The sequence below is a fragment of the Rhodoplanes sp. Z2-YC6860 genome, assembly GCF_001579845.1.
Lineage (GTDB): Bacteria > Pseudomonadota > Alphaproteobacteria > Rhizobiales > Xanthobacteraceae > Z2-YC6860.
Genome location: NZ_CP007440.1, coordinates 2,040,475 through 2,064,182, shown reverse-complemented (window position 1 = coordinate 2,064,182; position 23,708 = coordinate 2,040,475). Strand labels below are relative to the sequence as shown.

The following is a 23,708-nucleotide window of genomic DNA, read 5'->3' as shown; positions in this document are numbered from 1 at the left end:
TTTGTGTGAGCATGATCTTTTCCGAAAACCGCTTCACACTTTTCGGGATCATGCTCTAGAACAATGCGATCTTCGCCCGAACGCGACTCAGCATTCCGCGAAAGTTCGACGGCCTGGATCTGAAGAACCGCGCCCCCGCACGAGGGGGGCGCTTGACGACGTCGTTGTCATTGGCAAAGCCCGACACGACCTGGCTTGCCAACAGCGCGAGCAGGCAGAACAGCACGATTTCCATGAACTCCAGCCGGCTTGCGACCAGGAAGCTGAAGTTCGGCGGATAGAGGAAGTAGGCCGCGGCAAAGCTGCTCGCGATGATCACGCCCATGGCCGACAGACTGCCATAGCGGATCGCCACCAGAGTGGTCGGAACGAAGTAGATGAAGATCAGGTGTTCCTGCTGAAGTCGTGGCTGAAGCAACCACAGCAGTGTGGTGGTGAGCGCCACAAGCAGCAGCGACACCGTGATCGGTGAAATCCAGCGCCGGAATAGCGACGACTCCGTCGGTGATTCCGGATTTGCGCGCAGCGACATCCCCACCTCGCCGGCCCGGTTCGGAACTCTCGTGCCGCCTCGTCCCGCAACGCGGCAGCGGGTTCAAGCTTAGAGGAAGTCTAACCGTGACGCCACGCCTCAGCGTTGTAAGGGGCGGAACACAGCAAGGATTTCGGTCCTGTCGGCAACCGATCAGCCGCCGTACAGAAAGGCGCGGATCGCGTTCTGCGCGCCAAACTGGTCGAGATTGCTGTGGCCGCCGCCTTCGAGACGGACGAAGCGCTTCGGCTCATTGGCCAGCGCGAACAGCTTCCGGCCAAAGCCGAACGGCACCACCGTGTCGGCGCTGCCGTGCAGTATCAAAACCGGAACCGTGATCTTGCCGATGCGCTCATCGGAGCGGAATGCGTCCTTCATGAGAAGCTGCACCGGCAGGAACCAATAGACCTTCGCGCCGACATCGGCGGCGGAGGTGAACGGCGACTCCAGGATGAGACGCGAAATCCGCTGCGAAGCCGCAAGCGCTGTGGCGACGCCGGTGCCGAGCGACTCGCCCCATACCGCGATCCGCTCCGCCGGGTAACGCGCGGCCGTGAACGCGTAGGCTGCCTGCGCGTCGGCGATCAGTCCCGCTTCGGTCGGGCTGCCCGTCGACCCGCCATAGCCGCGATAGCTCAGCGCCACGAGGCCGGTGCCGTCGGCCGTGAACGACTTGAACCGATCGGCGCGCCAGGCGAGCGAACCGCCGTTGCCATGGAAGTAAAGCACGACAGGCTTGTCGCCTCGCGGCGGCACGTGCCAGACGACCACCGTCTCGCCGTCGGAGGTCTTGAGCTCGAGCTCTTCGGCGGAAGGCAGGCCGGCCATGGCCGGCGGTGTGCGTGTCTTGTCGGGATGGTACTGCAGCGAGCGCTGACCGATATAAACCAGCGTGAGCGCGCCCCCGTAGATCGCAACGATCAGCAAAAGCCATTTCAGCAGCGCCATGGCGCGTTGATATCATGGGCCCATCGTGCAGCCAAAGGTCCGCCGCTGCATCGACTGCGGGAATATGCTCTAAACGGCGCATGAGCGCTCTCAAGCCTTCGTCGCAACTCGTCCTGCCGCGGCCGCTCGGCACGCTGAACTTCGTCGCGGCCTGGTTCGTGCCGTGGCGGCCGGCATTCCGCACCACCGCGGCGCAATCGAAGCTCAAATTCCACGCGCACCACCGCGACGCGATCGGCCGTCACATCGCCAAATACGGCACCCATGAGCCGCTGGTGACGCGCTGGATGGCGGAGTTTCTCGACGCCGCGCCGCGCGGCATCGTGGTCGACATCGGCGCCAATCTCGGCTGGCACGCGCTGCACGCGGCACGCCATCCCAAGGCCGAAACAGTGGTGGCCTTCGAACCCGATCCGTTCAACGCCTGGCTGCTGGAGCGCAACCTCGCCGCCAACGAGATCGACAATGTGATCGTCGAAACCCGCGCGGTCGGCGCCGCGCCCGGCACCGCGCATCTGCATCGCTACAACCGCAACAACTTCGGGCGGCATTCGCTCGCCGCCGACCACGGCCAGGGCTCGCGCACCGTGCCGGTGACCGATCTCGACGGTGCGCTCGCAGCGCTCGGTTTGAGCGAGCGGCCGATATCGCTGATCAAGATCGACGTGGAAGGATACGAACCCAAGGTGATCGATGGCGCGATGCAAACGCTGCGACGCACCGATGCCTTGATATTGGAGTATTCGCCCGATCTCAGCGCGGCCGGCGGATTGTCGACCACGACCATGCTGGCGCGGTTGAAGGATGCGGGGTTCTCGCCGTTCGTGCTGTGGCCGCACGGCGGCACGGTGCGGATCGAGGCGAGCGAGCTCGACGACTTTGCCGGCAGCCTCGACGTGATCTGGGTGAGGAGCACCCGCGGCATGGACGAGCGGGACCGTGCCGGGATGTCGCTTGCTGCCATCGCCGAGGCCAACAAGCACATCGTCAAGCCGATCTAGCTACATTCCCTTCACAATGGTCTCGGCCATTTTCTTGGCGTCGCCGAGCAGCATCATGGTGTTGTCGCGGTAGAACAGCGGGTTGTCGATGCCGGCATATCCGGACGCCAACGAGCGCTTGACGAACATCACGGTGCCGGCCTTCCAGACCTGCAGCACCGGCATCCCGTAGATGGGAGAGGTCTTGTCCTCTTCGGCGGCCGGATTGGTCACGTCGTTGGCGCCGATCACGAAGGCGATGTCGGCCTGGGCGAACTCCGAGTTGATGTCCTCGAGCTCGAACACCTCGTCGTAGGGCACGTTGGCCTCGGCGAGCAGCACGTTCATGTGGCCGGGCATGCGGCCCGCCACCGGATGGATGGCGTACTTGACCTCGACGCCCTCCTTCTTGAGACGGTCGGCCATCTCACGCAGCGCGTGCTGCGCCTGCGCCACCGCCATGCCGTAGCCCGGCACGATGATGACCTTCGAGGCGTTCTTCATGATGTAGGCGGCGTCTTCGGCCGAGCCGATCTTGACCGGCCGCTGCTCGCCGCCGCCGCCCGGCCCTGCCACCTCGCCGCCGAAGCCGCCGAGGATCACCGAGATGAAGCTCCGGTTCATGCCGGCGCACATGATGTAGCTCAGGATCGCGCCCGAGGAGCCGACCAGCGCGCCGGTGATGATCAGCGCCGAATTGCCGAGCGTGAAGCCGATGCCGGCCGCGGCCCAGCCCGAGTAAGAGTTCAGCATCGAGATCACGACCGGCATGTCGGCGCCGCCGATCGGCACGATGATGAGCACGCCGAGCACGAGCGCGATCAGCGTCACCAGCCAGAAATCGACCTGGCTCTGCGACACCACGAGACCGTAGATGAAGAACACCAGCGCCGCGGCCAGCACGATGTTGATGACATGGCGCGCCGGCAGGATGATCGGCTTGCCGCTCATGCGGCCGGAGAGCTTCAGGAACGCGATGATCGAGCCGGTGAACGTGATCGCGCCGATCGCAACGCCAAGCGACATCTCGATCAGGCTCTGGGTGTGGATGTGGCCATGGGTGCCGATGTCGAAGGCGGTCGGCGCATAGAACGCGCCGGCCGCGACCAGCACCGCCGCCATGCCGACCAGCGAGTGGAAGGCCGCGACCAGCTCCGGCATCGAGGTCATCGGCACGCGGCGCGCGATCACCGCGCCGATGCCGCCGCCGAGCGTGAGGCCCGCGATCACCAGGATCCACGCACCGATGCCGTGCGGCGGATGGCCCGCGAGCGTGGTGCCGATCGCGATCACCATGCCGGCGATGCCGAGCATGTTGCCGCGGCGGCTCGACTCAGGGCTCGAAAGCCCGCGCAGCGCCATGATGAACAGGACGCCGGCGACGAGATAAAGAAGGGCTGAGAGGTTGGCGGTCATGGCGCGCTGCTCATTTCTTCTTCTTGTACATCGCGAGCATGCGCTGGGTGACCAGGAAGCCGCCGAAGATGTTGATCGAGGCGAACACCAGCGCGACGAAGCCCAGCGCCCGCGCCCAGATCGGCCCGTTGTCGTCGGTGGTCAGCGCCACGCCGACCGCGAGCAGCGCGCCCACCACGATCACCGAGGAGATCGCGTTGGTCACCGACATCAGCGGCGTGTGCAGCGCCGGCGTCACCGACCAGACCACGTAGTAGCCGACGAACACGGCGAGCACGAAGATCGACAGCCGGAACACGAAGGGATCAACGGCGTCGAGCGCAGTTCCGGTCATGAAGGCTCCTTCGCGTTTAGCCCAATTCGGGCGGTCCGCTCCCTCCCCTTGAAAAGGGGAGGGTCGGGGTGGGGATCAGTTTGCGCGCCCAATGACCCCCACCCCGACCCTCCCCCTTTTAGGGGGAGGGAGCGCACCGCCCGGGGTAAAGAGGAGGAGATCGTTTGGGTCACGATCGCCTCTAAGCTGCTTTGGGCTTGAAGTTCGGATGCACCACCGCGCCATCGCGGGTGAGCACGGTGGCTTTGACGATCTCGTCGTCCCAGTTGACCGCGAGCTTCTTTTCTTTCTTGTCGATCAGGATTTCGAGGAACGTCAGCAGGTTCTTGGCGTAGAGGCCCGAGGCCGACGCCGCGAGCCTTCCCGCCACGTTGGTGTAGCCGACGATCTTGACGCCGCCGACGTCCGCGACCTTGCCGGCCTGCGCGCCTTCGACATTGCCGCCGCGCTCGACCGCCAGATCAACAAGCACCGAGCCCGGTCGCATCGACTTCACCATATCGGCCGAGACGAGCTTCGGCGCCGGCCGCCCCGGAATGAGCGCCGTGGTGATGACCACGTCCTGCTTCTTGATGTGCTCGGCGACCAGCGCGGCCTGCTTGGCCTGGTACTCTTTCGACATTTCCTTGGCGTAGCCGCCCGCGGTCTGGGCGTTCTTGAACTCCTCGTCCTCGACGGCGAGGAACTTGGCGCCGAGGCTCTCGACCTGCTCTTTGGTGGCCGGCCGCACGTCGGTCGCGGTGACCACCGCGCCGAGCCGGCGGGCGGTCGCGATCGCTTGAAGCCCCGCGACGCCGACCCCCATGATGAACACGCGCGCCGCCGGCACCGTGCCGGCCGCCGTCATCATCATCGGGAAGGCGCGCCCGTATTCGGAGGAGGCATCGATCACCGCGCGATAGCCGGCGAGGTTCGCCTGGCTCGACAGCACGTCCATGGACTGCGCGCGGGTGATGCGCGGCATCAGTTCCATGGCGAAGGCCGTGACCTTGGCATCGGCCAGCGCCTTCAGCGCGGCCTCGTTGCCATAGGGGTCCATGATCGAGATGACCAGCGCGCCCGGATTGACGCCCGACAGCGCCGCCGGATCGGGACGCCGCACCGTGAGCACCACGTCGGCGCCGGCCACCGCGCCAGGCTGAACCGCGGCGCCGGCCGCAGCGTAATCGGCATCGAGAATGCCGGACTTCACGCCCGCACCGGGCTCGACCGCGACCGCGGCGCCGAGACCGACCAGCTTCTTGACGGTCTCGGGGGTCGCGGCGACGCGCGGCTCGGAGGGATCGGATTCAGCGCCAATCGCGATTTTCATGCTGTCTCCCGCGGCCGGATCGTCAGGCCAGAACCTTGGCCCAATCTTTGGGCCTTCGCGGCGTTCAGACCAGGAAGTAGGCCATCAGGGCGACGATCACGATGACCGTGCCGGTGCCCCACTTCACCAGGGTGATGAAGTTCCGGTAGGTCTGCTCGTGCGCGGGATAGTCGTTCCCGTCTGCGACCGCATATTCAACTGTGTCGTGCGCGGACATCGCGATCCTTTCGAATTCCAAGGCCGGTCCCAGAGGGCAAGCGGACGGGAAAGTTGAGAATGAAGCGCGTTCATCGGCCAAAGCAGCGGCCGGGAACGGCTGAACCGAAGGATTCAGGATTTAGCGGAATCGCGGGGGCCGGGCAATGCCGTGGGGGGTGCCGCCCCTTGTGGAAACATGCGGTGCGCCGGCGGTCCCATCTCTCCCCGCCAGGGGAGGGTCGGCGAGCCACCAGCGCGGTTACGCGCGTCTTCGACGCGCTATGGCGAACCGGGGTGGGGAGATGGTGCCACCCGCAAGCACTCTCCGTCATTGATGCATATCCCCACCCGTGCTCGCTGACGCGAGGCCACCCTCCCCTGTCGGGGAGGGAAACCGTGCTGCCACAGCGCGGTTCAGTGTCAGATTTCCACATTCAAACAGCCCGCGCTCGCGCGCGTCCTTCAGCATCCATACAGGCGTGATTCATCGGCCCCTTCAGATCAGGCGCGGGGCTGGCGCCTCTATTCTTCCTTGTCCCTCACATGAGTGAGGGCGCGGAGCGCCGGTTGGCGCTACGTCTCAGTCGACACCCCTTGCGGGGTGCCGCGGGCTTTTTGCGAAGCCCGCACGCCTTCCGGCGCTCCACTTGTGGCGATTTATTGCGAGGCCACCGTTCGAGATTCGATCGGACCGGCTGGGTTTTCACCCACCATGCTCCAGGGGGCATTTGCGCCCGCTTTCACCCGACCGCGCCCTGCCACTGAAGGCGGCCCCCTCATCGGGGACGGACGATGACCTTGCACCCTGGGACGTGGTCACGAGCCACGCCTGCAGGCGCCACACCTCGCTCCGCCAAATAGACGTCCCTAGTCGACGCCCTCAACGAACGAGGCAGAATCGCTACTACATCTGATTTGCCGAAATGCAAATCGAAATGCTGCGTGACCAGCACACCGGCCATTCAGCCGCCTCGATTAGCTATCCGAAGTAGCGCTAGCGGCAGAGTGCGCGATGAAGCGCCAGCATGCGGCCGGTCTATTCGTCCCTGACGCCGAGATCAGAAAAATCCTTGGCGGACGGGCGGCCTAGTCGGCTCGATCTCTCGCCAACGGCTTGATGTGCACAAACTATCGATCTGCAACTTGCCTCGCTCCAGGTCGCGGCGCAGTTCTCCACTTCATGATCTGCCTGGCTGCTCTCTTTCCGGCTAGATCCCTTCAAGAAATCTGGCTCTGAGGTGAGGCGCCCCCGCCGATCCGGCCGCAGCCAGGAAAAATCGACACACTCCTGACGAGCTGCGACCTTTTGCTCGGATACAACCCCCACGGAAATCTATTTTCGCATTGCAACCAAAAATAAGCGCGGTTTAGCGTCGAGTTTCCTGGACAAATCGAGTCGTAATGCGAAAAGCCGGCCCCTTCGTTTCGATTCTGCTTCTCTCCATCGCGCTGCCCTGGGCCGTTTTGAACCTCGGAACCGAAGGACTGCTCCAAAGCCTCAGAAGGGTGTCGACGTCGGTAGCCGTTCTGGTTTTCCTGACGCTTGTCGCGAACGGCCTCGCGGCGGCTTACCGGTTTAAGTTTATCTCGGAGGCCGCCGGCCACAAAGTTCGCTTCCGGCAAGCGATGGCCAGCGTTGCGGCCGGAAGCCTTGGCGGAGCGATGTTCTTCCAGTTCGCCGGCCAGTTGATGGCGCGCAGCATCGTCATGCGGCGCGGCCGGATGCCGTTCGCCGCCGTCGTCGCCGTCACGCTCTGTGAGCGATTCGCCTCAGCAGCACTGTCCGGCACACTCGCACTGATTGGGCTTTCTACATTTTCGGCCGCATCTATCTTGACCAGCAGGCTGGCGGCCTGACGTTCATCAAGATCATCTGCGGTCTCGTGGCCGCTATCTGCGGTGCATCATGGCTCGGTTACGGCGCGCTGGCCCGACAGACGCTTGCGCCGCTCTTCACGGCGCGGCTCATAGCTCAGACTTTCATTCTCCTGCTGCTTGCGCTCCTCGTACAAATCCCGACCATGGCGGCTTACGTGTTGGCGACACATGCGCTTGCGCCGCAAACGAAGGTCGACGATCTCCTTGCTGCCTCAACCATCGTGATGTTTGCCGCCAGCATCCCGATCAGCTTCGCTGGTTGGGGCGTTCGCGAGATGAGTGCGATCGCAGCACTTGGCGCTGTTGGCGTGGCCGTCAACGACGCCTTTGCCGCTGCAATCGTGATCGGCGCCGGTTCGATCCTAGCAATGACGTTTTTGCTTGCGGTTGGCGGTGCTGCCCAAGGCGGCAAGCATTCAGATGAAAAAGCTCTCGAAGCCGCCATACCAACGCGTGATTATGCACAGGCGCTCGCGTGGTGCCTGCCGATTGCTGCTGCAGTCAGCGTGCTGTTTCAGATTTACGTGCCGATTGGCACGGGGCTTCTAAACGTCAATCTCGCCGATCCCATTGCGCTGCTCGCCGGTTCGCTGTTCCTTTTGCAGGCGATCACAACCCGCACCCTGCCACGCTGGCGCGTCGGCGGGGTTAACATTGCCGCCGTTGCCGCGACGGTCATGCTCGGCGCGTCGCTGCTGATCGGCGCATCGCGCTTCGGCCTCACAGATTGGGCACTGATCAACCGCTTTGTCGGCTGGTTCGTGCTGCTCGCTTTTGCAGCGACTGGAGCGCTGATTACCACAGTCGCCGGCCGCAAGGGGCTGCGCGTGATGCTGCTGAGCTATGTGGGGGCGGCGCTCGGCGTTGCCGTGATCGAGATCGTATTGGTTGCGATTAGCGAACTGACAAACGAGCTGCCGCAGCTTGTGGAGCCGGGCAATATCGAGGCCTTCGCGTTGAATCGCAACTTCTTTGCGTTTCAGCTTCTGATGGCTGCATGCGTGGGGATCGTGCTGATCGAATCGCAACGGTTACGGATTGTAACGTTGGCCTTACTCATGGCCGCGCTATGGTACAGCGGCTCACGATCCGGCTGGCTGGCGTTCTTAACCACTATGGTCGCGGCCATCTCTACTCGTCACGCATCGATAAAAGAGATCGCGTTTGGCCTTGCGGGAGCTGCGGCCTGTATCGGCGCCATCGCTGCAATAGCTGCTCTCAACTCCAGTCCTGGCGCCCAACTTGGCGCCATTAGCGGGCCGGAGTTGCTACCGAGCTCAGGCTCAACGGCTGAGCGATTGTTGTCCATGACCCGCGGATGGGAGATGTTCCTTGACCATCCGATCTTCGGTGCGGGGCTCGGTGCCTTCCGCAATCTCAACATCAGGACCGGAGACAGCGTGATCCCGTTGCTGATTCATTCCACGCCACTATGGCTCATGGCGGAGCTCGGCTTGATTGGGCTTATCGTCTTTGCAGCGCCAGGCCTAACAATTCTAATCACGCAATTCCGTTTAGCGCGCACCGAGCCCATGGCTGCAATCGCCTTTCTTTGCATTGTGTCGTTCGCAGTGATGGGAGGTCCAGCCGAGATGATCTACCAACGTACATTCTGGCTGATCATCGGAGCGACACTCGCGGTGCCAGCCCTAGCCACCAGTGAAAGTTGACCTGATTATCACCATGCTGTGTGAAATTGACGGCACATTGCGGGCGTGAACGTCTGCGGGTCCCGGCACCGTCTCGCTGTAAAGTCGTTCGAGCAGCAGCATTCGATCAATGCGGCAACTGGAACATCGGCGCGCATCCGGACTCGCATGCTGCTTCGCGGTATCCGATCCCGCGCAGATGACAGCGGACCTGGTGCAACTGAAGCGGAAATGCCCTACCGACACTCCGACCGCGCCGTGCTGCGGCTCGCAGCCGCCAGATCGTCCTCGTGCCCGCGGACGATGTCGGCGATCATGGTGCCCATCTGCGGGTCCTTCAGGCAGCCTGACTGCTTGATCGCGGCAAGCTGGTCTTCCAGCCGCGGCTTGAGCTGGCGGGCGATCCGGCATTGCTCCTGCACCAGCTTGGCGCCGGCGCCCTTGCTCTTCTCGATCTGCTTGCTGACGCGCTGAAAGCGGGTGGTCAGGTTTTCGGTGTCCTTGGACATCAGCTTGCTGAGTTCTTCGGAGCAGCCCGCGCGCGCGACGCCGGGCGCAAGGATCGTCGAAAGCATCGCGGCACCGATCACAAGACTCAAGCCCAGCCGAACCAGCATCAACCCGCCTCCGATTTGGCGTGCGAAGAGACCCCCACCCCGACCCTCCCCCTTGCAGGGGGAGGGAGCGCACCGCCCGATATGCGTCCCCGCGCCCCCATAACCCGGCCGCACCGCGATGTGCAACCTGACAGGGTGGCCAGTTGCCGATCTATCCCGATGTTTCGAGGCCGGCTTTCACGAGCGCCGCGCGCTGGCGTTCCGCCACCGCCGCGGTCGAGAATTTTTCGATCGCGGCTTCAAACAGCCGATGAAAGTTGAGCTCGGCGCGCAGATGCAGGAACACGGCGCCGAGCCCGATCGCGGCACGGTCCATGAACACGAACTCCTGCGGCACCAGCACCGGGCCTTTTTGTCGCAGCGCGCGCTGCACCTCGAAGGCCTGACGCCGGCCGTATTCGCCGGGCTTCACGCCGTCGGCGATGCTGCGCACGCGATCCTCCATCAGCGGGCCGTAGATGAAGCGCGCCCAGACATTGAGGATGTCGATCAGCTCGCGGCTGAGCTTGCGGAACCCCCAGGTTTCGTAGGCGTGAACGACGCGGGCGTCGTCGTTGTGGCGCAGCCCGTTGTAGAGATCGACCACGCCGCCGACGAACTTCGGCGGGAAGATGCGGATGCAGCCGTAGTCCAGGAGATTGATGCCGGACGGCTTGCCCTTCTCCTCGAACACCGAGTAGTTGCCGAGGTGCGGGTCGCCGTGGATCACGCCGAAGCGGCTGAACGGCAGCCACCAGGCGGTGAACATCGCGGTGGCGAGGCGGTTTCGCACGGCAAGCGAATCGTCCTTGTGCTCCAGCAGCCGGCTGCCCTCGAGCCATTGCATGGAGAGAAGCCGCGCGGTCGAGAGTTCCGGCGCGACGCCCGGCACGCGGATCGCATCCTCTTTGGCGAGCATGTTCCGATAGAGCGCGATGTGCTTCGCCTCGCGGCGGTAGTCCAGCTCCTCGCGCATCCGCGCGTCGATCTCCTTGATGATCTCGCGGGTGTCGATGGCGGGATCGAAGCGGCGGTGCATGGCGAAGAGGAGACGAAGCTGCTTGAGGTCGGCCTCCACGGCCGACTGCATGTCGGCATATTGCAGTTTGCAGGCGAGCTCCGCGTCATCGAGCGAGCGGGCGCGATGGACCTGGCCGAGCGAGGCGGCGGCGGCCGGATGATGCTCGAAGCTCTTGAATTTGCTCTGCCACCCGGGGCCGAGTTCCGCCTGCATGCGGCGCTTGACGAAGGCCCAGCCCATCGGCGGCGCCTGGCTCTGCAGCTTGGTCAGCTCGGTGATGTATTCCGGCGGCAGCGCGTCCGGGATGGTGGCGAGGAGTTGCGCCACCTTCATGATCGGGCCTTTCAGGCCGCCGAGACCCGCTGCGAGCTCGGCGGCGTTCTTGGCGCGGTCGAGATCGAAACCGAAGATGCGCGCGCCGGCGATCCGCGCGGCGACACCGCCGACATTGGCGCCGACCCGGGCGTAGCGCGCCGCGCGGGCGGTGAGACGGTTTCGTTCGCTGTCGGCCATGGATACCTAACGAATGTTCCCGAGACTGTGAACGCTCGTGCATTTTCGACTTCCGTTGCCACAAACTCCGCCGTCATGCGCGGGCTTGACCCGCGCATCCCGCTTAGGTGAGCACAGTGCGTCCCTAAGCGGGATGGCCGGGACAAGCCCGGCCATGACAGCGGAGGCGGTGCAACGTCGCCAGAAAACACTCTCGCGCCATCGATACGCCTTGCCCATCGATTGACAAGACAGGATGGGCAGCGTCACGCTGAAAACAAATAAAAATGATCGCGGCGAAATCGAGCCGTTCACGAACAAGTGCTGGGAGGACGTTCATGAGGCGCATTCGTTTGCGGATGCTTTGTGGCGCATTGCTGTCGGGATTGTTTGCCGCAGCCGTGCAAGCCGAGGTGAAGCTGCCGGTGCCGGCGGTCGACCAGATGGCGGTGGCCAAGCGCGGCTACTTCTATGTCGGCGGCAAATATGTCGGCGAGCCCGGCAAGTCCATCATGCAGGGCCAGATCTATGTCGAGGTGCTGGCGCCGAAGACGCAACGCCGCCCCTACCCGCTCGTGCTCATCCATGGCGCGGCGCAGACCGCGACCAACTGGATGGGAACGCCGGACGGCCGCAAGGGCTGGGCGGAGTATTTCGTCGAGCAAGGCTGGGTCGTCTACATGATCGACCAGCCGATGCGCGGCCGCTCGGCGCCGCATCCGGGTGACGGCGCGACGCGGATGTTCACGGCGCAGAACGAGCAGTTCCAATTCACCGCGATCGAGAGCGACGGCACGTGGCCGGGCCGCGAGAAGCACACGCAGTGGCCGGGCAGCGGACCGAACAAGGGCAAAAAAGGCGATCCCTATTTCGACGCGTTCTATGCGACGCAGGTCGAGACGGTGCTGTCGCCCGAACTCACGCAGGAGCGCAACCAGGACGCTGCGGCGGCGCTGCTCGACAAGATCGGGCCTGCGGTGATCCTCACGCACTCGCAGTCCGGCTCGTTCGGCTGGCTCATTGCCGACGCGCGGCCGAAGCTCGTGAAGGGCATCATCGCCATCGAGCCCGCCGGCCCGCCATTCGAAGCGGTGGTGATCGGCACCGGCAAGACGCGGCCGTGGGGCCTCACCGACATCAAGATGACCTACGATCCGCCGGTGAACAGCCCGGACCAGCTGCAGACCGTGCGCGAGGACAAGGCCGACGGGCCGGACCTCACCGTCTGCACGATGCAGAAGGCGCCGGCGCGGCAACTGCCGAATCTGAAGGGCATTCCCATCGTGGTGATCGCCGGCGAAGCCTCGTATCACCGGCTCTACGACCATTGCACCGTGAAGTATCTCAACCAGGCCGGCGCCAAGGCCGAATGGATGCCGCTCGACTCAAAGGGCATCCACGGCAACGGCCACATGGTGATGATCGAGAAGAACAACTTCGCGATCGCCAAGGTGATCGACGACTGGGGGAAGAAGAATATCAAGTAGCTGCGATGGCCCGCTGATCCGACGTTACACCATCTCCGCTGTCATGGCCGGGCTTGTCCCGGCCATCTCGATCAGGTGAGCACCGTGCGTCCCTAAGCGAGATGCGCGGGTCAAGCCCGCGCATGACGGCTGAGTTTGGGGCGACTTATGTGGAAAATCCTCCACACGGCCTACTTCTTCGCGTCCAGCGCCTCGAGCTCGCCGATCATCCGCTCGATCACGCCGAGCCCGCCCTGCCAGAATTTCGGGTCGCGGGCGTCGAGGCCGAATGGCGCGAGCAGTTCCGAATGGTGCTTGGTGCCGCCGGCCGCGAGCATCTGCAGATAGCGCTCGGCGAAGCCGTCGGCAGCCTTCTCGTAGACGGCGTAGAGCGAGTTCACCAGGCAATCGCCGAACGCGTAGGCGTAAACGTAGAACGGCGAATGGATGAAGTGCGGGATGTAGCTCCAGAACGTCTCGTAGCCCGGCTTGAGCTCGATCGCCGGCCCTAAGCTCTCGGTCTGCACCTCCATCCAGATCTTGCAGAGCTGCTCGGAGGTGAGCTCGCCGTTTCGCCGCTCGGTGTGGACCCGGCGCTCGAAGGTGTAGAACGCGATCTGCCGCACCACCGTGTTGATCATGTCCTCGACCTTGCCGGCCAGCATCGCCTTGCGCTGCTTCCTGTCGGTGGTCTCGGCGAGGAGCTTCTTGAAGGTCAGCATCTCGCCGAACACGCTCGCGGTCTCGGCGAGCGTCAGCGGCGTCGAGGCCATCAGCGCGCCGTTCGGCGCTGCCAGCACCTGATGCACGCCGTGGCCGAGCTCGTGCGCGAGCGTCATCACGTCGCGCGGCTTGCCCTGGTAATTCAGCAGCACGTAAGGGTGCGCCGACGGCACGGTCGGATGCGCGAAGGCGCCGGGCGACTTGCCGGGCCGCGCCGGCGCGTCGATCCAGCGGTCGGTGAAGAAGCGCTCGGCGATCGAGGCCATCTTCGGCGAGAACTGGCCGTAGGCGGACAACACCATGTTCTGCGCGTCGTACCAGCGGATGCTCTTCATCGCGACCTGCGGCAGCGGCGCGTTGCGGTCCCAGTGCGGCAGCTTCTTCTTGCCGAACCACTTCGCCTTCAGCGCGTAGTAGCGGTGCGACAGCCGCGGATAGGCCTCGCGCACCGAGGCGACCAGCGCGTCGACCACTTCGGGCTCGATGCGGTTGGCGAGATGGCGCGACGCCGCGACATCGTTGAAGCCGCGCCAGCGGTCGGAAATCTCCTTGTCCTTGGCGAGCGTGTTGGTGATCAGCGTGAAAAGCCGCAGGTTCTCCCTGAAGGTCTTGGCCAGCGCCTCGGACGCGGCCTTGCGCTTGGCGGCCTTCGGATCCTGCATCAGGTTGAGCGTCTGCTCCTGGGTGAGCAGCTTGCCGCCGACCTTGAAGCGCAGCGCCACCATGGTCTCGTCGAACAGCCGGTTGAACGCCGAATAACCGGTCACCGACTTCTCGTGGAACAGCTGCTCGATGCGATCGTCGAGCTGGTACGGCTTGTCCTTGCGGATGTCCTCGATCCACGGCCGGTAATGGCCGAGCGCCGGATCGGCCATCGCGGTCTCCAGCACCGAATCATCGAGGCGATTGAGCTCGAGCTGGAAGAACAACAGATGCAGCGAGGCCGCGGTGATGCGCTCCTGCATGTCGCCGTAGAACTTGGCGATGGCGGGATCGGTCGAGTTGCCGCTGTAAAGGAGACCCGCGTAAGAGATCAGCCGGCCCAACACATCCTCGATCGCCTCGTAGCGGCTGACCGCCACGGCCAGCGCCTTGCCGGCGCCGGGACCGGTCGCGATGGCCTCGAGGCGGCTCTTGTAGTCCTTCTCGAACTCGATGCATTCCGCCTCGCCTTTGTCCAGGTCCGCTTTCACGGCGGGCGCATCCATCGACGGATAAAGATCGGCGAGATTCCATTCCGGCAGAGCGCCGAGCGTGTTCGGAGCCTTCTTGGCGGCCTTGGTGGCAACGGCGCGTTTCGCGGGCGCGGATACGGATGTGGGTGTCATGAAATCCTGGCAGGTTCGGGGGACTGAAAAAGCGCTCCCCAGAACATAAGCCCGCCAACGCATCCGGCAACGGGGTCTGTGCACGCCCCGGACTTGTCCGCGGCGCGCGTCACATCGGAGAAAGTCGCGAACCGATCAGGCCAGCGCGGCGAGCTGCGGAGCGAGGTGCACCAGCACTTCCATCGGCTCGGCCACGAGCGCGTCGGTCTTCTCCTCGAAGGCCTCGCGGAACGCGTGCCACGCCACTGCCACCTGCGCGAGCAGCGCGACCTTGCGACGGCGCAGCGCGGAGAGCGTCTGCTCGGCCAGCAGCATCGGGCTGTCGTGTTCGAGCAGCAGGCGGCCGTTGCCGTCCTCGATCACGTAGCGGCCCGCGACCCGCGAGATGCACAGGATGCAGTCGTAGTCGGGCTGCGGTCCGATCAGATAGAGCTGCGGCTCGCCGCTCTCGGTCGTGCCGATCTCCCAGCCGCTCGCCTCGCCGAGCGACACCGAGCCCGAACATGCCGAAACGATTTCCGAAAGTTCGTCGCCGCGCCAGCCGTCCGGCAGCCGCTCGCTTCGTCCAGGCACGCTTCGTTTGGGGAAGTTCACCACCGTGTTCATGACTTCACCTCGAACAGCAGCCGGTGCATCTCCGGCTCGTAGTAGGACAAGAGCTCCCGCGCGAAGGCGGACGGATCGGCGCCGAGCGCCCGCGCCCAGGCCTCCATGCTTTCGGTCGGCACGCGGCCGAAGCCGTTCTCCACCTGGGAGATGAACGTGTAGTATTTAAACTCGAGAACCTCGGCGAGCTGGATCTGCGACAAACCGGCGCGCGCCCTGAGTTCCTTCAGCCAGGTCCCCGCCTGTTTTCGCAGTTCTTTCGTGGTCGGCGCGGTTTTTGCCGCCTGCATTGCGCCCCCAATCGCGCCCGCCCGGACGCCGGAACCTGCTTGCGTTCTCGCACGTTTCATGTTTACTAAACTATCGATTATGAAGCTATGTCGGACTAGATACGACCTAGCATAATTCGCGGCCGCTTAGAGCCTGACAAGCCGCCGCAGGGTGGAGGACGACGCCCATGACCATCACCAATCCGATCCCGAACACGGCCACGCCCATGTTCCGCTCCGCCACCGGCCCGGTGATTGCGCTCACCGGCGCCCTGGCCGGCACGCTCGCGGTGGCCGCGACGTTGCAGCCATCGATCGCGCGTGAAGCGCTGGTGCCGACGGCGGTCTGTCTGCTGTTCCTGTTCGCCGCCGCCGCCGCCATGATCGCCTGGCTCCGCCCGATGTCGCGGCGGCAGTTCACCTATTGGGACACCGCCGGCGCCCTCACCTTCATCGGCATCTGCGTGACGGCGACGGTCGAGCCCGAGCAGATGGTGCAGCTCGTCGCCGGGACGAACCCTCCCCGATGAGGCCGCCCGCCGGACGGCCGCGGATCTCCGACCGCGCCGGGGCGCCTCACCCCTTTTCATCAGCCTGATCTCATACCGAGGATCGCGTGGACCTGACCCAACAGCTCATCGCGCTGTCGCAGATCATCATCATCGACTTCGTGCTGGCCGGCGACAACGCCATCGTGGTCGGGATGGCTGCGTCGCGCGTGCATCCATCGATTCGCGCCAAGGTGATCCTGCTCGGCGTTGGCGGCGCGGTGGTGCTGCGCATCCTGTTCGCCGCAATCGCGACGCAGCTTCTCACCATCGTCGGCCTGACGCTCGCCGGCGGCATTCTGCTGCTCTGGGTGTGCTGGAAGATGTATCGCGAGATCGCGATTGCGGCCCCTGCCCCGGCCTTCGCCGGGCATGGCGGCGCATCCGGTACGTCCCCGATTCCGCAACTGACCTTCGGCGCGGCGCTCATCCAGATCATCGTCGCCGACGTGTCGATGTCGCTCGACAACGTGCTCGCGGTGGCTGGTGCTGCCAAGGGCGAGATCTGGGTGCTGGCCGTGGGCCTCACAGTCGCGGTCGGCTTCATGGCGCTGCTGTCGGCTTATATCGCGAAGCTCCTGGCGCGCTATCACTGGATCACCTGGATCGGCCTTGCGATCGTGCTCTATGTCGCGCTGGAGATGATCTGGAACGGCTCCTATCAGGTCGGCTGCCAGTTCGTGCCGAAGGCCACGTGCGACGGCGGCGCGCTGCTCACTTTCCGCTCGCTGCTCTCCTGACCGCCGAGACGCGCTCGGCTATGATGCCGGGCGTGTCCTGGAGAGATGGCGATGCAGCGCGTGACCATTACGCTCGACGACGACCTGATGGCGGACCTCGACCGCATCATTGCGGCGCGCGGCTATCAGAACCGCTCGGAGGCGATCCGCGATCTCGCCCGCTCGGGCCTGGAGCAGGCCGCAGTCGAAGCCGCGGGCTCGCGCAACTGCGTCGCAGCGCTGGTCTATGTCTACGACCATCACGCGCGCGAACTGCCCAAGCGTCTCACGCAGGAATTCCACGATCATCACGATCTGTCGCAGGCCACGCTGCACGTGCATCTCGATCACGAAAGCTGCCTCGAGGTCACCGTGCTCAAGGGCCAGGGCTCGGAGGTCCAATCCTTCGCCAACCGCGTGATCGCCGAGCGCGGCGTCCGGCACGGCCATGTGGTCTATGTTCCGGCGCCGGACGGCAAGCCGCATCGGCACGGTCATGAGCATGATCACGCGCACGGTCATGACCACGAGCACAATCCCGCTCCGAAGCGCACCAGGCGAAGGAACGTTTGAGAAACCGCGTCGCTTCTTAATCTCCTTTTAAGCTATTGTAATAACGCGGCCTTAAGGTCACCCGGCGCACTTTGCTTCGAAACGGCACAAGTTTGCGTCGGAGTATCTGTATGGCCGCGCGTATCCTCATCGTCGACGACGATCCCGTCCAGCGGCGCCTGCTGGACAACATGGTGCGGAAGTTCGGCCATGAGCCGCTGATCGCCGAAAGCGGCGAGCAGGCTTTGGCGATGCTCAAAAACGGCGAGCGCATCGACTGCGTCGTGCTCGATCTCGTAATGCCCGATCTCGACGGACTGGGTGTGCTGGCGCGCATGCGCGAAGCAGGCCTCGCGATCCCGGTGATCGTGCAGACGGCCCATGGCGGCATCGACAATGCGGTGTCGGCGATGCGCGCAGGCGCAGCCGATTTCGTCGTGAAGCCGGTCGGCGCGGAGCGCCTGCAGGTGTCGCTTGCCAATGCGCTGGAGAAAAGCGCGCTGGCCGAAGAGCTCGCTCGCGTGAAGCGCAGCCAATCCGGCACGCTGAGCTTCAAGGACATCGTCACCCGCAGCCCGAAGATGCAGACCGTGCTGCGCAACGCCGAGAAGGCCGCGACATCGGCCATCCCGGTGCTGATCGAAGGCGAGTCCGGCGTCGGCAAGGAATTGATCGCGCGCGCGATCCACGGCCAGGGCGAGCGCCGCGCGAAGCCGTTCGTCGCTGTGAACTGCGGCGCGATCCCGGACAATCTCGTCGAGTCGATCCTGTTCGGCCACGAGAAGGGCGCCTTCACCGGCGCGACCGAGAAGCACAGCGGCAAGTTCCTCGAAGCCTCAGGCGGCACGCTGTTTCTCGACGAGATCGGCGAGCTGCCGATGGCCGCGCAGGTGAAGCTTCTCCGCGCCATCCAGGAGGGCGAAGTCGAGCCGGTCGGCGGACGCAAGCCCGTCAAGGTCGACGTGCGGATCATCTCGGCCACCAACCGCAACCTGATCGAGGACGTGAAGCACGGCCGCTTCCGCGAGGATCTGTTCTACCGGCTGCACGTGTTCCCGATCGCGGTGCCGCCGCTGCGCGAGCGCAGCGAAGACATTCCGGATCTGGTGCGGCACTTCCTCGCGCGGATCGCCGCCGAGGAAGGCAAGCGCGTGCGCGGTGTCAGCGCCGAAGCGCTGGCGCTGCTCAGCCGCCATCGCTGGCCGGGGAATGTGCGCCAGCTTGAGAACGCGATGTTCCGCGCCGTGGTGCTGGCCGAGGGCGACACCATCGGCGCCAGCGAATTCCCGCAGGTCGCAGCGCAGATCGCGCAAACGCCGTTTGCTCCGCCGTCATCGTCGGAGTTGCCGCACATCATGTCGGCCCCTGCGATGGTCGAGATCCATCATCATCACGACGGCGGCGTAGCCCCGGGCGCATCTGCGATGCCTGGCACCCTGGCGCTGCTCGACGCGCACGGTGACGTGCGCCCGCTGGAAGAACTCGAATTCGAGACCATCCGTTTCGCCATCGCGCACTACCGCGGCCAGATGTCCGAGGTTGCGCGCCGTCTGCGGATCGGCCGCTCGACGCTTTATCGCAAGCTCGAGCATCTCGGCCTCGAAGAGCATCCGAAAGAGCCGGCCTGAGAGGCATTATGAGGTCGCCGTCAGTCGTGGCGGCGATTCGGGCGCTATCGAATTAACGTTCGATCAACCATTGCGACGACCCGCCAGCGATTTGCTGTGAGCGTCCCGCTTTGCCTCAAGGTAATGGGCTCTGGGATATGACCCAGGACGGAGGCGATGTTCCGGGTCCGTTCATGCTTTCGAGACAGCTTTGCCCCTGAAACGAGCCGAAAATTCATCATTCCGGCACCGCGACGGATTATCCACCGAACGCCGCCTAGCACGAAGTTCCTGGATTCAATAGGCTATTTTTCGCCATACTTGGAAACTAGGATGGCTTTCTGGGTCGGGGGGACTGCACTCTTCAGTAACCGATCCCGATTAAGACTGCGTTAGCCATGGTGTCGCGTGGGGCGGCACCGTCGCCGACGACCTTAATGCGAGATCGCGAGTGCAAGTTTGCGCGAAAGCCAAAGCCGGACTGGTATCAAGCCTTAAGTTGTCGGTGCGTCGTGCCGGGCTGGCCACATTTTGCGTCCTTGCCGGATCGGCAGCCTTCCAGCAGGCCGGCGCCGTTAACCCCGACGACACCCGCACGATTTCGCTGCATCACGTCCACACCAACGAAGATCTGACCATTACGTTCAAGCGGAACGGCCAGTACGACGAGGCCGCGCTGCAGAAGATCAACTGGATCCTGCGCGATTGGCGCAAGAACCAAGCGATCGCCATGGACCCGCACGAGATCGATCTTCTTTGGGAGGTCTATCGCGACGTCGGCGCCAAAGGGCCGATCCACATCATTTGCGGCTACCGGTCGCCCGAAACCAATTCCATGCTGCGCAGCCGCAGCAAGGGCGTCGCCAAGTTCAGCCAGCACACGCTCGGCAAGGCGATCGACTTCTACATCCCTGGAATTCCGCTCGACGTCTTGCGCGCCACTGCCATGAAGGTGCAGGGCGGCGGCGTCGGCTATTACCCGACCTCGGGTTCGCCATTCGTGCATGTCGACGTCGGCAATGTGCGCGCCTGGCCGCGCATGACCCGCGAGCAACTCGTCAAGCTGTTCCCGGATGGCCGCACCGTGCATCTGCCGGCCGACGGCAAGCCGCTGCCGGGATATCAACTGGCACTGGCCGACGTCGAACGCGGCCAGCGCAGCGTGGCGAAGCCTGAAAAGAGGAACTTCCTGGCGCGACTGTTCAGCCGCGACAAGGACGCCGAGGAGGCGGACGACAACGCTTCTGCGGCCAGCGAGCCTTCACCGGCTCCCGCGCCCGCCGCGCGCAGTGTCGTTGCCGCCGCCAAGCCCGCGCCGTCAGCGCAGGCCGCCGCGCCAGCCCGCACCATGGTGCTCGCATCGGCCGCGACGCCGGAGCCCGTTGCCGTCGCCGCCGAAACCACCGTTCAAGTGCCGATGCCGCCGCGACGGCCGATCTATCAGGTCGCCACAGCGGACGCGTTGCCGCCGGCTCCCGCGCCACGTCCGGCTGCGCCGATCAATCTCGCGTCGCTGTCGCCGAATGACATCATCGGCATGCGCGGCCTCTGGGACGCCCAGCCGCAGCCCGCCGACACCCAAGCTTCGGACAGCAATCTTTCGAGCGCGCGCCGCACGCTGGCCGCGTCGCTCAGCGGCAACCGCGATCTGACGGCCGGGATCAACTCTTTCGCCAGTTCGTCGGACCGTGTGCCGGTCGAAACCGCGCTCGCTTATGCGGCTCCCGACGCCGGCACCAATTCGCGCCCGCGCGCGGTCGTCTCCACCAACGGCAGTTCGTCCTCGGTCGCCGAGAAGCCCGCCAATTTCACGGCCAACCGCGTTGCCCGGACGGCCGATCGGCTCGACGATCCCTGGCTGCGCGGCGTGATCCTGGCGCCGAGTGTGCAGAGCTCGCTCGTCGTCATGCGGGTCGGCGAGCTCGACGTCACGAGCCTCACCCAGCACATGCAGAAGCCGGCCTCCTCCGTGGTGATGACGTTCAACGCCGATCCGAACGCCGGCATGACCACCGACAGCTTCACCGGCAGCGCCGTGGTGTTCCAAACCACCGTGATCTTCAACAGCAACTCCCGCCGCACGGCAGCGCTGCGCTAGTTCCACCGATTCTCCTCGTTACGAGCCCGCGCTCCTGAGCGCGGGCTTTTTGTTGTGCTGCCCCGCAGCCCCAGGTCGCGCCGGCGCAGCCATCTGGACAGTCCCTTCCGGCTGCGCAAAGGTTGCAAAAAACACCATGCATCCTGGGGAGGATCCGATGATCGTCAATCGAGCGATTGCTGTCGTATTCACGGCTCTTGTCGTCGCACTGGCCGGGCAGGCGCGAGCCGAAATCAAAACCGAGTGGGTCGAGTACAGCCACGGCGACGTGAAGCTGAAGGGCTACCTCGCCTATGACGACGCCATCACCGGCAAGCGTCCCGCCGTGCTCGTGATCCACGCTCGCGAGGGCATGACCGAGAACACCAAGAAGAACGTCGAGATGTTCGCGAAGGACGGCTACGTGGCGTTCGCGGCGGACATCTTCGGCTACGGCCAGGGCGTGCTGCCCAAGGACGTGCCGGCGATGCAGGCGCAGACCACGATGTACAACCAGAATCGCACGCTGCTGAAAGCACGGACGCAGGCGGGCTATGACGTGCTGGCCAGGCACCCGCTGGTCGACGCGTCGAAGATCGCGCAAGCCGGCTACTGCTTCGGCGGCAGCACCGCGGTCGAGTTCGGCTCGACCGGCGTGCCGCTCGCCGCAACACTGACCTTCCACGGCTCGTTCGCCAACCATCCGGCGGGCTGGGCCAAGAGCCTCAAGGGCAAGATGCTGATCATGCATGGCGCCGAAGACCAAGGCTATCCGCTCACGACGGTTGCGGGCGTGATCGACGAGCTGCGCGCCGCCAAGGTCGACTTCCAGTACGAGGTCTACAGCGGCGCCCAGCACGGCTTCTCGGTGCCCAAAAGCAAGCCCGACCAGCGCGCCGACGTGCAGTCGCGGGCCACGGCGGGCCGCTACCTGAAAGAGTTGTTCAACGGGGAGTAGGAATGCTGGGTCGGCGATAACGCGCTATCTCGCGCCGCGCCGCATCGTATGATGCCGCCACCTTCCAGGGAGACGGCATTGACGCTTTCCAACTCGATCCTCGACACCCGCTTTCGTTCGGCGCTCGGCCGCATGGCCGATCAGGGCCGCTTGCAGACCTATTCGGCGCCGGTCGATCCGTATCTCGAGATCGCCGGCATCATGAAGAAGCTCGACGGCGGGCCGGCGCTGCTGTTCTCCAAGGTGAACGGCCACGACATGCCGGTGATCGGCAACCTGCTGTCCTGCCAGCCCAACGTCGAAGCAGCCTTCGGCATCGACTTCCGCGGCGTGCGCGAGTTCGTCGGCCGGGCGCTCGGCGATCCGAAGCCGCCGGTGCTGATGGAGCGCGGACCCGCGCAGGAGCAGGTGCACACGACCAACATCGATCTTGGCAAGATGCTGCCGGCGCTGCACCACACCGCGGCAGACGCGGGCCGCTACATGACCGCCGGCATCGTCATCACCCGCGATCCCGAAACCCAAGTCTACAACGCGTCCTATCACCGCCTGATGCTGTGCGGGCCGAACAAGGCCGCCATCCAGCTCGACTTCGGCCGCCACCTGCGCGCCGCCTTCGAGCGCGCTCAGAAGAAGGGCCAGCATCTGCCGGTGGTGGTGTGCATCGGCTCGGACCTCGCGCTGCACTACACCGCCGCCACCATGGGCTCGCAGATGCCGGAGAATGCCGACGAGCTGGCGGTCGCCGGCGGGCTGTGCGGCCGGCCGCTGTCGGTCGTGAAGGCGGTCTCGCAGGACCTCCTAGTGCCGGCCGAAAGCGAAATCGTGCTCGAAGGCGTGCTCAAGTGCGACGAAGAGGTGATGGAAGGCCCGTTCGGCGAGTTCGTCGGCTATCTGGCGCCGGCCGATCCCGGTCCGGTGTTCGAAGTCACCGCGGTGACGCATCGGAACAAACCGATCTATCACGCCATCAACGGCTACGGCCGCGAGACCGTGGTGTTGCGCAAATACGTTCTCGAAGCGAGCCTGCTGAAAGTTCTGCAAGGCGCGGTGCCGATCGTCACCGACGCCGAGATGACGGCCGGCGGCCTGCATCGCTTCCACGCCATCGTACAGGTGAAGAAGACCGGCCCTGCGCATGACGGGCTGCAGCGCAACGCCATCATGGCGTCGTTCGGCGCGTTGAAAGACCTCGACATGGTGATCGTCGTCGACGACGACATCGACATCCGCGACTGGGCCGACGTCGAATATGCGCTGGCGACCCGCATGGAGGCCTCGAAGGACCTGTTCACGATTCCGGCCGCGCGCGGCCACGAATATGTGCGCGTCAGCGACCGCGGCATGCGCACCAAGCTCGGCATCGACGCCACTGTGCCGTTCGCCGAGAAAGAGCGGTTCGCGCGCTGCGAGTTCAAGCCGATGGAGCTCGACGCGAAGGCGATGAGCACGGATGCCGACGTGGCGCGGAAGCGCCTCGATCTGTGATCGTCCTGAAT

At 64.7% G+C, this 23,708-nt stretch carries 22 protein-coding genes; 11 read left to right on the top strand and 11 right to left on the bottom strand.

Features of this window, described 5'->3' with window-relative positions:
• Window positions 1-55: 55 nt before the first annotated feature.
• Both RHPLAN_RS09675 and RHPLAN_RS09670 read right to left on the bottom strand, forming a co-directional pair.
• Window positions 56-532, bottom strand: a complete 477-nt coding sequence (locus RHPLAN_RS09675) for a DUF4118 domain-containing protein (RefSeq protein WP_068016556.1) — start codon at window positions 530-532, stop codon at window positions 56-58.
• A 153-nt stretch (window positions 533-685) separates the two neighbouring features.
• Window positions 686-1,480 carry an alpha/beta hydrolase gene (locus tag RHPLAN_RS09670; RefSeq protein ID WP_068016553.1) on the bottom strand — a complete coding sequence of 265 codons (795 nt, stop codon included), beginning with the start codon at window positions 1,478-1,480 and terminating at the stop codon, window positions 686-688.
• Between the two features lie 80 nt (window positions 1,481-1,560).
• Here RHPLAN_RS09670 and RHPLAN_RS09665 point away from each other — a divergent pair, with 80 nt between their 5' ends.
• Window positions 1,561-2,481, top strand: coding sequence for an FkbM family methyltransferase (locus tag RHPLAN_RS09665; RefSeq protein ID WP_068016550.1), 921 nt, complete (start codon window positions 1,561-1,563; stop codon window positions 2,479-2,481).
• Here the strand turns inward: RHPLAN_RS09665 and RHPLAN_RS09660 are convergent, their stop codons facing one another.
• From RHPLAN_RS09660 to RHPLAN_RS09645, 4 genes are all read right to left on the bottom strand, one after another.
• Complete coding sequence (locus tag RHPLAN_RS09660) at window positions 2,482-3,876, bottom strand: NAD(P)(+) transhydrogenase (Re/Si-specific) subunit beta (protein ID WP_068016547.1); 1,395 nt, start codon at window positions 3,874-3,876, stop codon at window positions 2,482-2,484.
• Between the two features lie 10 nt (window positions 3,877-3,886).
• Window positions 3,887-4,210 carry a proton-translocating transhydrogenase family protein gene (locus RHPLAN_RS09655; protein ID WP_068016544.1) on the bottom strand — a complete coding sequence of 108 codons (324 nt, stop codon included), beginning with the start codon at window positions 4,208-4,210 and terminating at the stop codon, window positions 3,887-3,889.
• 181 nt (window positions 4,211-4,391) lie between these two features.
• Window positions 4,392-5,522, bottom strand: a complete 1,131-nt coding sequence (locus RHPLAN_RS09650) for a Re/Si-specific NAD(P)(+) transhydrogenase subunit alpha (RefSeq protein WP_068016541.1) — start codon at window positions 5,520-5,522, stop codon at window positions 4,392-4,394.
• Window positions 5,523-5,586: 64 nt separating this feature from the next.
• A complete protein-coding gene (locus RHPLAN_RS09645; RefSeq protein ID WP_068030938.1) occupies window positions 5,587-5,739 on the bottom strand; it encodes an aa3-type cytochrome c oxidase subunit IV in 153 nt (50 codons plus the stop codon).
• 1,382 nt (window positions 5,740-7,121) lie between these two features.
• Between RHPLAN_RS09645 and RHPLAN_RS09640 the strand changes: the two genes are divergently transcribed.
• Window positions 7,122-7,577 (top strand): hypothetical protein, encoded by a 456-nt coding sequence (locus RHPLAN_RS09640; RefSeq protein WP_068016538.1) that lies wholly within the window; start codon window positions 7,122-7,124, stop codon window positions 7,575-7,577.
• Window positions 7,578-7,603: 26 nt separating this feature from the next.
• On the top strand, window positions 7,604-9,268 hold the full coding sequence (locus RHPLAN_RS09635) for an O-antigen ligase family protein (RefSeq protein ID WP_068016535.1): 1,665 nt from the start codon (window positions 7,604-7,606) through the stop codon (window positions 9,266-9,268).
• A 215-nt stretch (window positions 9,269-9,483) separates the two neighbouring features.
• Here RHPLAN_RS09635 and RHPLAN_RS09630 read toward each other — a convergent pair whose 3' ends face one another.
• Both RHPLAN_RS09630 and RHPLAN_RS09625 read right to left on the bottom strand, forming a co-directional pair.
• Window positions 9,484-9,864, bottom strand: a complete 381-nt coding sequence (locus tag RHPLAN_RS09630) for a hypothetical protein (RefSeq protein WP_068016532.1) — start codon at window positions 9,862-9,864, stop codon at window positions 9,484-9,486.
• A gap of 151 nt (window positions 9,865-10,015) precedes the next feature.
• Complete coding sequence (locus RHPLAN_RS09625) at window positions 10,016-11,377, bottom strand: ABC1 kinase family protein (protein WP_068016529.1); 1,362 nt, start codon at window positions 11,375-11,377, stop codon at window positions 10,016-10,018.
• A gap of 317 nt (window positions 11,378-11,694) precedes the next feature.
• On the opposite strand from RHPLAN_RS09625, the gene RHPLAN_RS09620 reads away from it, so the two are divergent.
• On the top strand, window positions 11,695-12,843 hold the full coding sequence (locus RHPLAN_RS09620) for an alpha/beta hydrolase (RefSeq protein WP_198164798.1): 1,149 nt from the start codon (window positions 11,695-11,697) through the stop codon (window positions 12,841-12,843).
• Between the two features lie 170 nt (window positions 12,844-13,013).
• Here the strand turns inward: RHPLAN_RS09620 and RHPLAN_RS09615 are convergent, their stop codons facing one another.
• The 3 genes from RHPLAN_RS09615 to RHPLAN_RS09605 form a co-directional block, all read right to left on the bottom strand.
• Window positions 13,014-14,873: a M3 family oligoendopeptidase gene (locus tag RHPLAN_RS09615; protein ID WP_068016524.1), complete on the bottom strand. Its 1,860-nt coding sequence runs from the start codon at window positions 14,871-14,873 to the stop codon at window positions 13,014-13,016.
• Window positions 14,874-15,008: 135 nt separating this feature from the next.
• A complete protein-coding gene (locus tag RHPLAN_RS09610) occupies window positions 15,009-15,479 on the bottom strand; it encodes a hypothetical protein (protein WP_068016522.1) in 471 nt (156 codons plus the stop codon).
• A complete protein-coding gene (locus RHPLAN_RS09605; protein WP_068016520.1) occupies window positions 15,476-15,769 on the bottom strand; it encodes a helix-turn-helix domain-containing protein in 294 nt (97 codons plus the stop codon). The genes RHPLAN_RS09610 and RHPLAN_RS09605 overlap by 4 nt, the downstream gene beginning before the upstream one ends.
• A gap of 167 nt (window positions 15,770-15,936) precedes the next feature.
• Between RHPLAN_RS09605 and RHPLAN_RS09600 the strand changes: the two genes are divergently transcribed.
• From RHPLAN_RS09600 to RHPLAN_RS09570, 7 genes are all read left to right on the top strand, one after another.
• The gene (locus RHPLAN_RS09600) at window positions 15,937-16,278 is read left to right on the top strand and encodes a hypothetical protein (protein ID WP_068016517.1); all 342 of its coding nucleotides are present in this window, start codon (window positions 15,937-15,939) and stop codon (window positions 16,276-16,278) included.
• Between the two features lie 86 nt (window positions 16,279-16,364).
• Window positions 16,365-17,036 (top strand): YjbE family putative metal transport protein, encoded by a 672-nt coding sequence (locus tag RHPLAN_RS09595; protein WP_198164796.1) that lies wholly within the window; start codon window positions 16,365-16,367, stop codon window positions 17,034-17,036.
• A 51-nt stretch (window positions 17,037-17,087) separates the two neighbouring features.
• A complete protein-coding gene (nikR, locus tag RHPLAN_RS09590) occupies window positions 17,088-17,588 on the top strand; it encodes a nickel-responsive transcriptional regulator NikR (protein ID WP_068030932.1) in 501 nt (166 codons plus the stop codon).
• Window positions 17,589-17,698: 110 nt separating this feature from the next.
• On the top strand, window positions 17,699-19,195 hold the full coding sequence (locus RHPLAN_RS09585; protein ID WP_068016514.1) for a sigma-54-dependent transcriptional regulator: 1,497 nt from the start codon (window positions 17,699-17,701) through the stop codon (window positions 19,193-19,195).
• A gap of 484 nt (window positions 19,196-19,679) precedes the next feature.
• The gene (locus tag RHPLAN_RS09580; protein ID WP_237180185.1) at window positions 19,680-21,272 is read left to right on the top strand and encodes a peptidoglycan L,D-endopeptidase MepK; all 1,593 of its coding nucleotides are present in this window, start codon (window positions 19,680-19,682) and stop codon (window positions 21,270-21,272) included.
• A gap of 157 nt (window positions 21,273-21,429) precedes the next feature.
• Entirely contained in the window at window positions 21,430-22,209 is a 780-nt protein-coding gene (locus tag RHPLAN_RS09575; RefSeq protein ID WP_068016507.1) for a dienelactone hydrolase family protein, read from the top strand.
• Between the two features lie 78 nt (window positions 22,210-22,287).
• On the top strand, window positions 22,288-23,697 hold the full coding sequence (locus tag RHPLAN_RS09570; RefSeq protein ID WP_068016504.1) for a UbiD family decarboxylase: 1,410 nt from the start codon (window positions 22,288-22,290) through the stop codon (window positions 23,695-23,697).
• The last annotated feature ends 11 nt before the right edge of the window (window positions 23,698-23,708 follow it).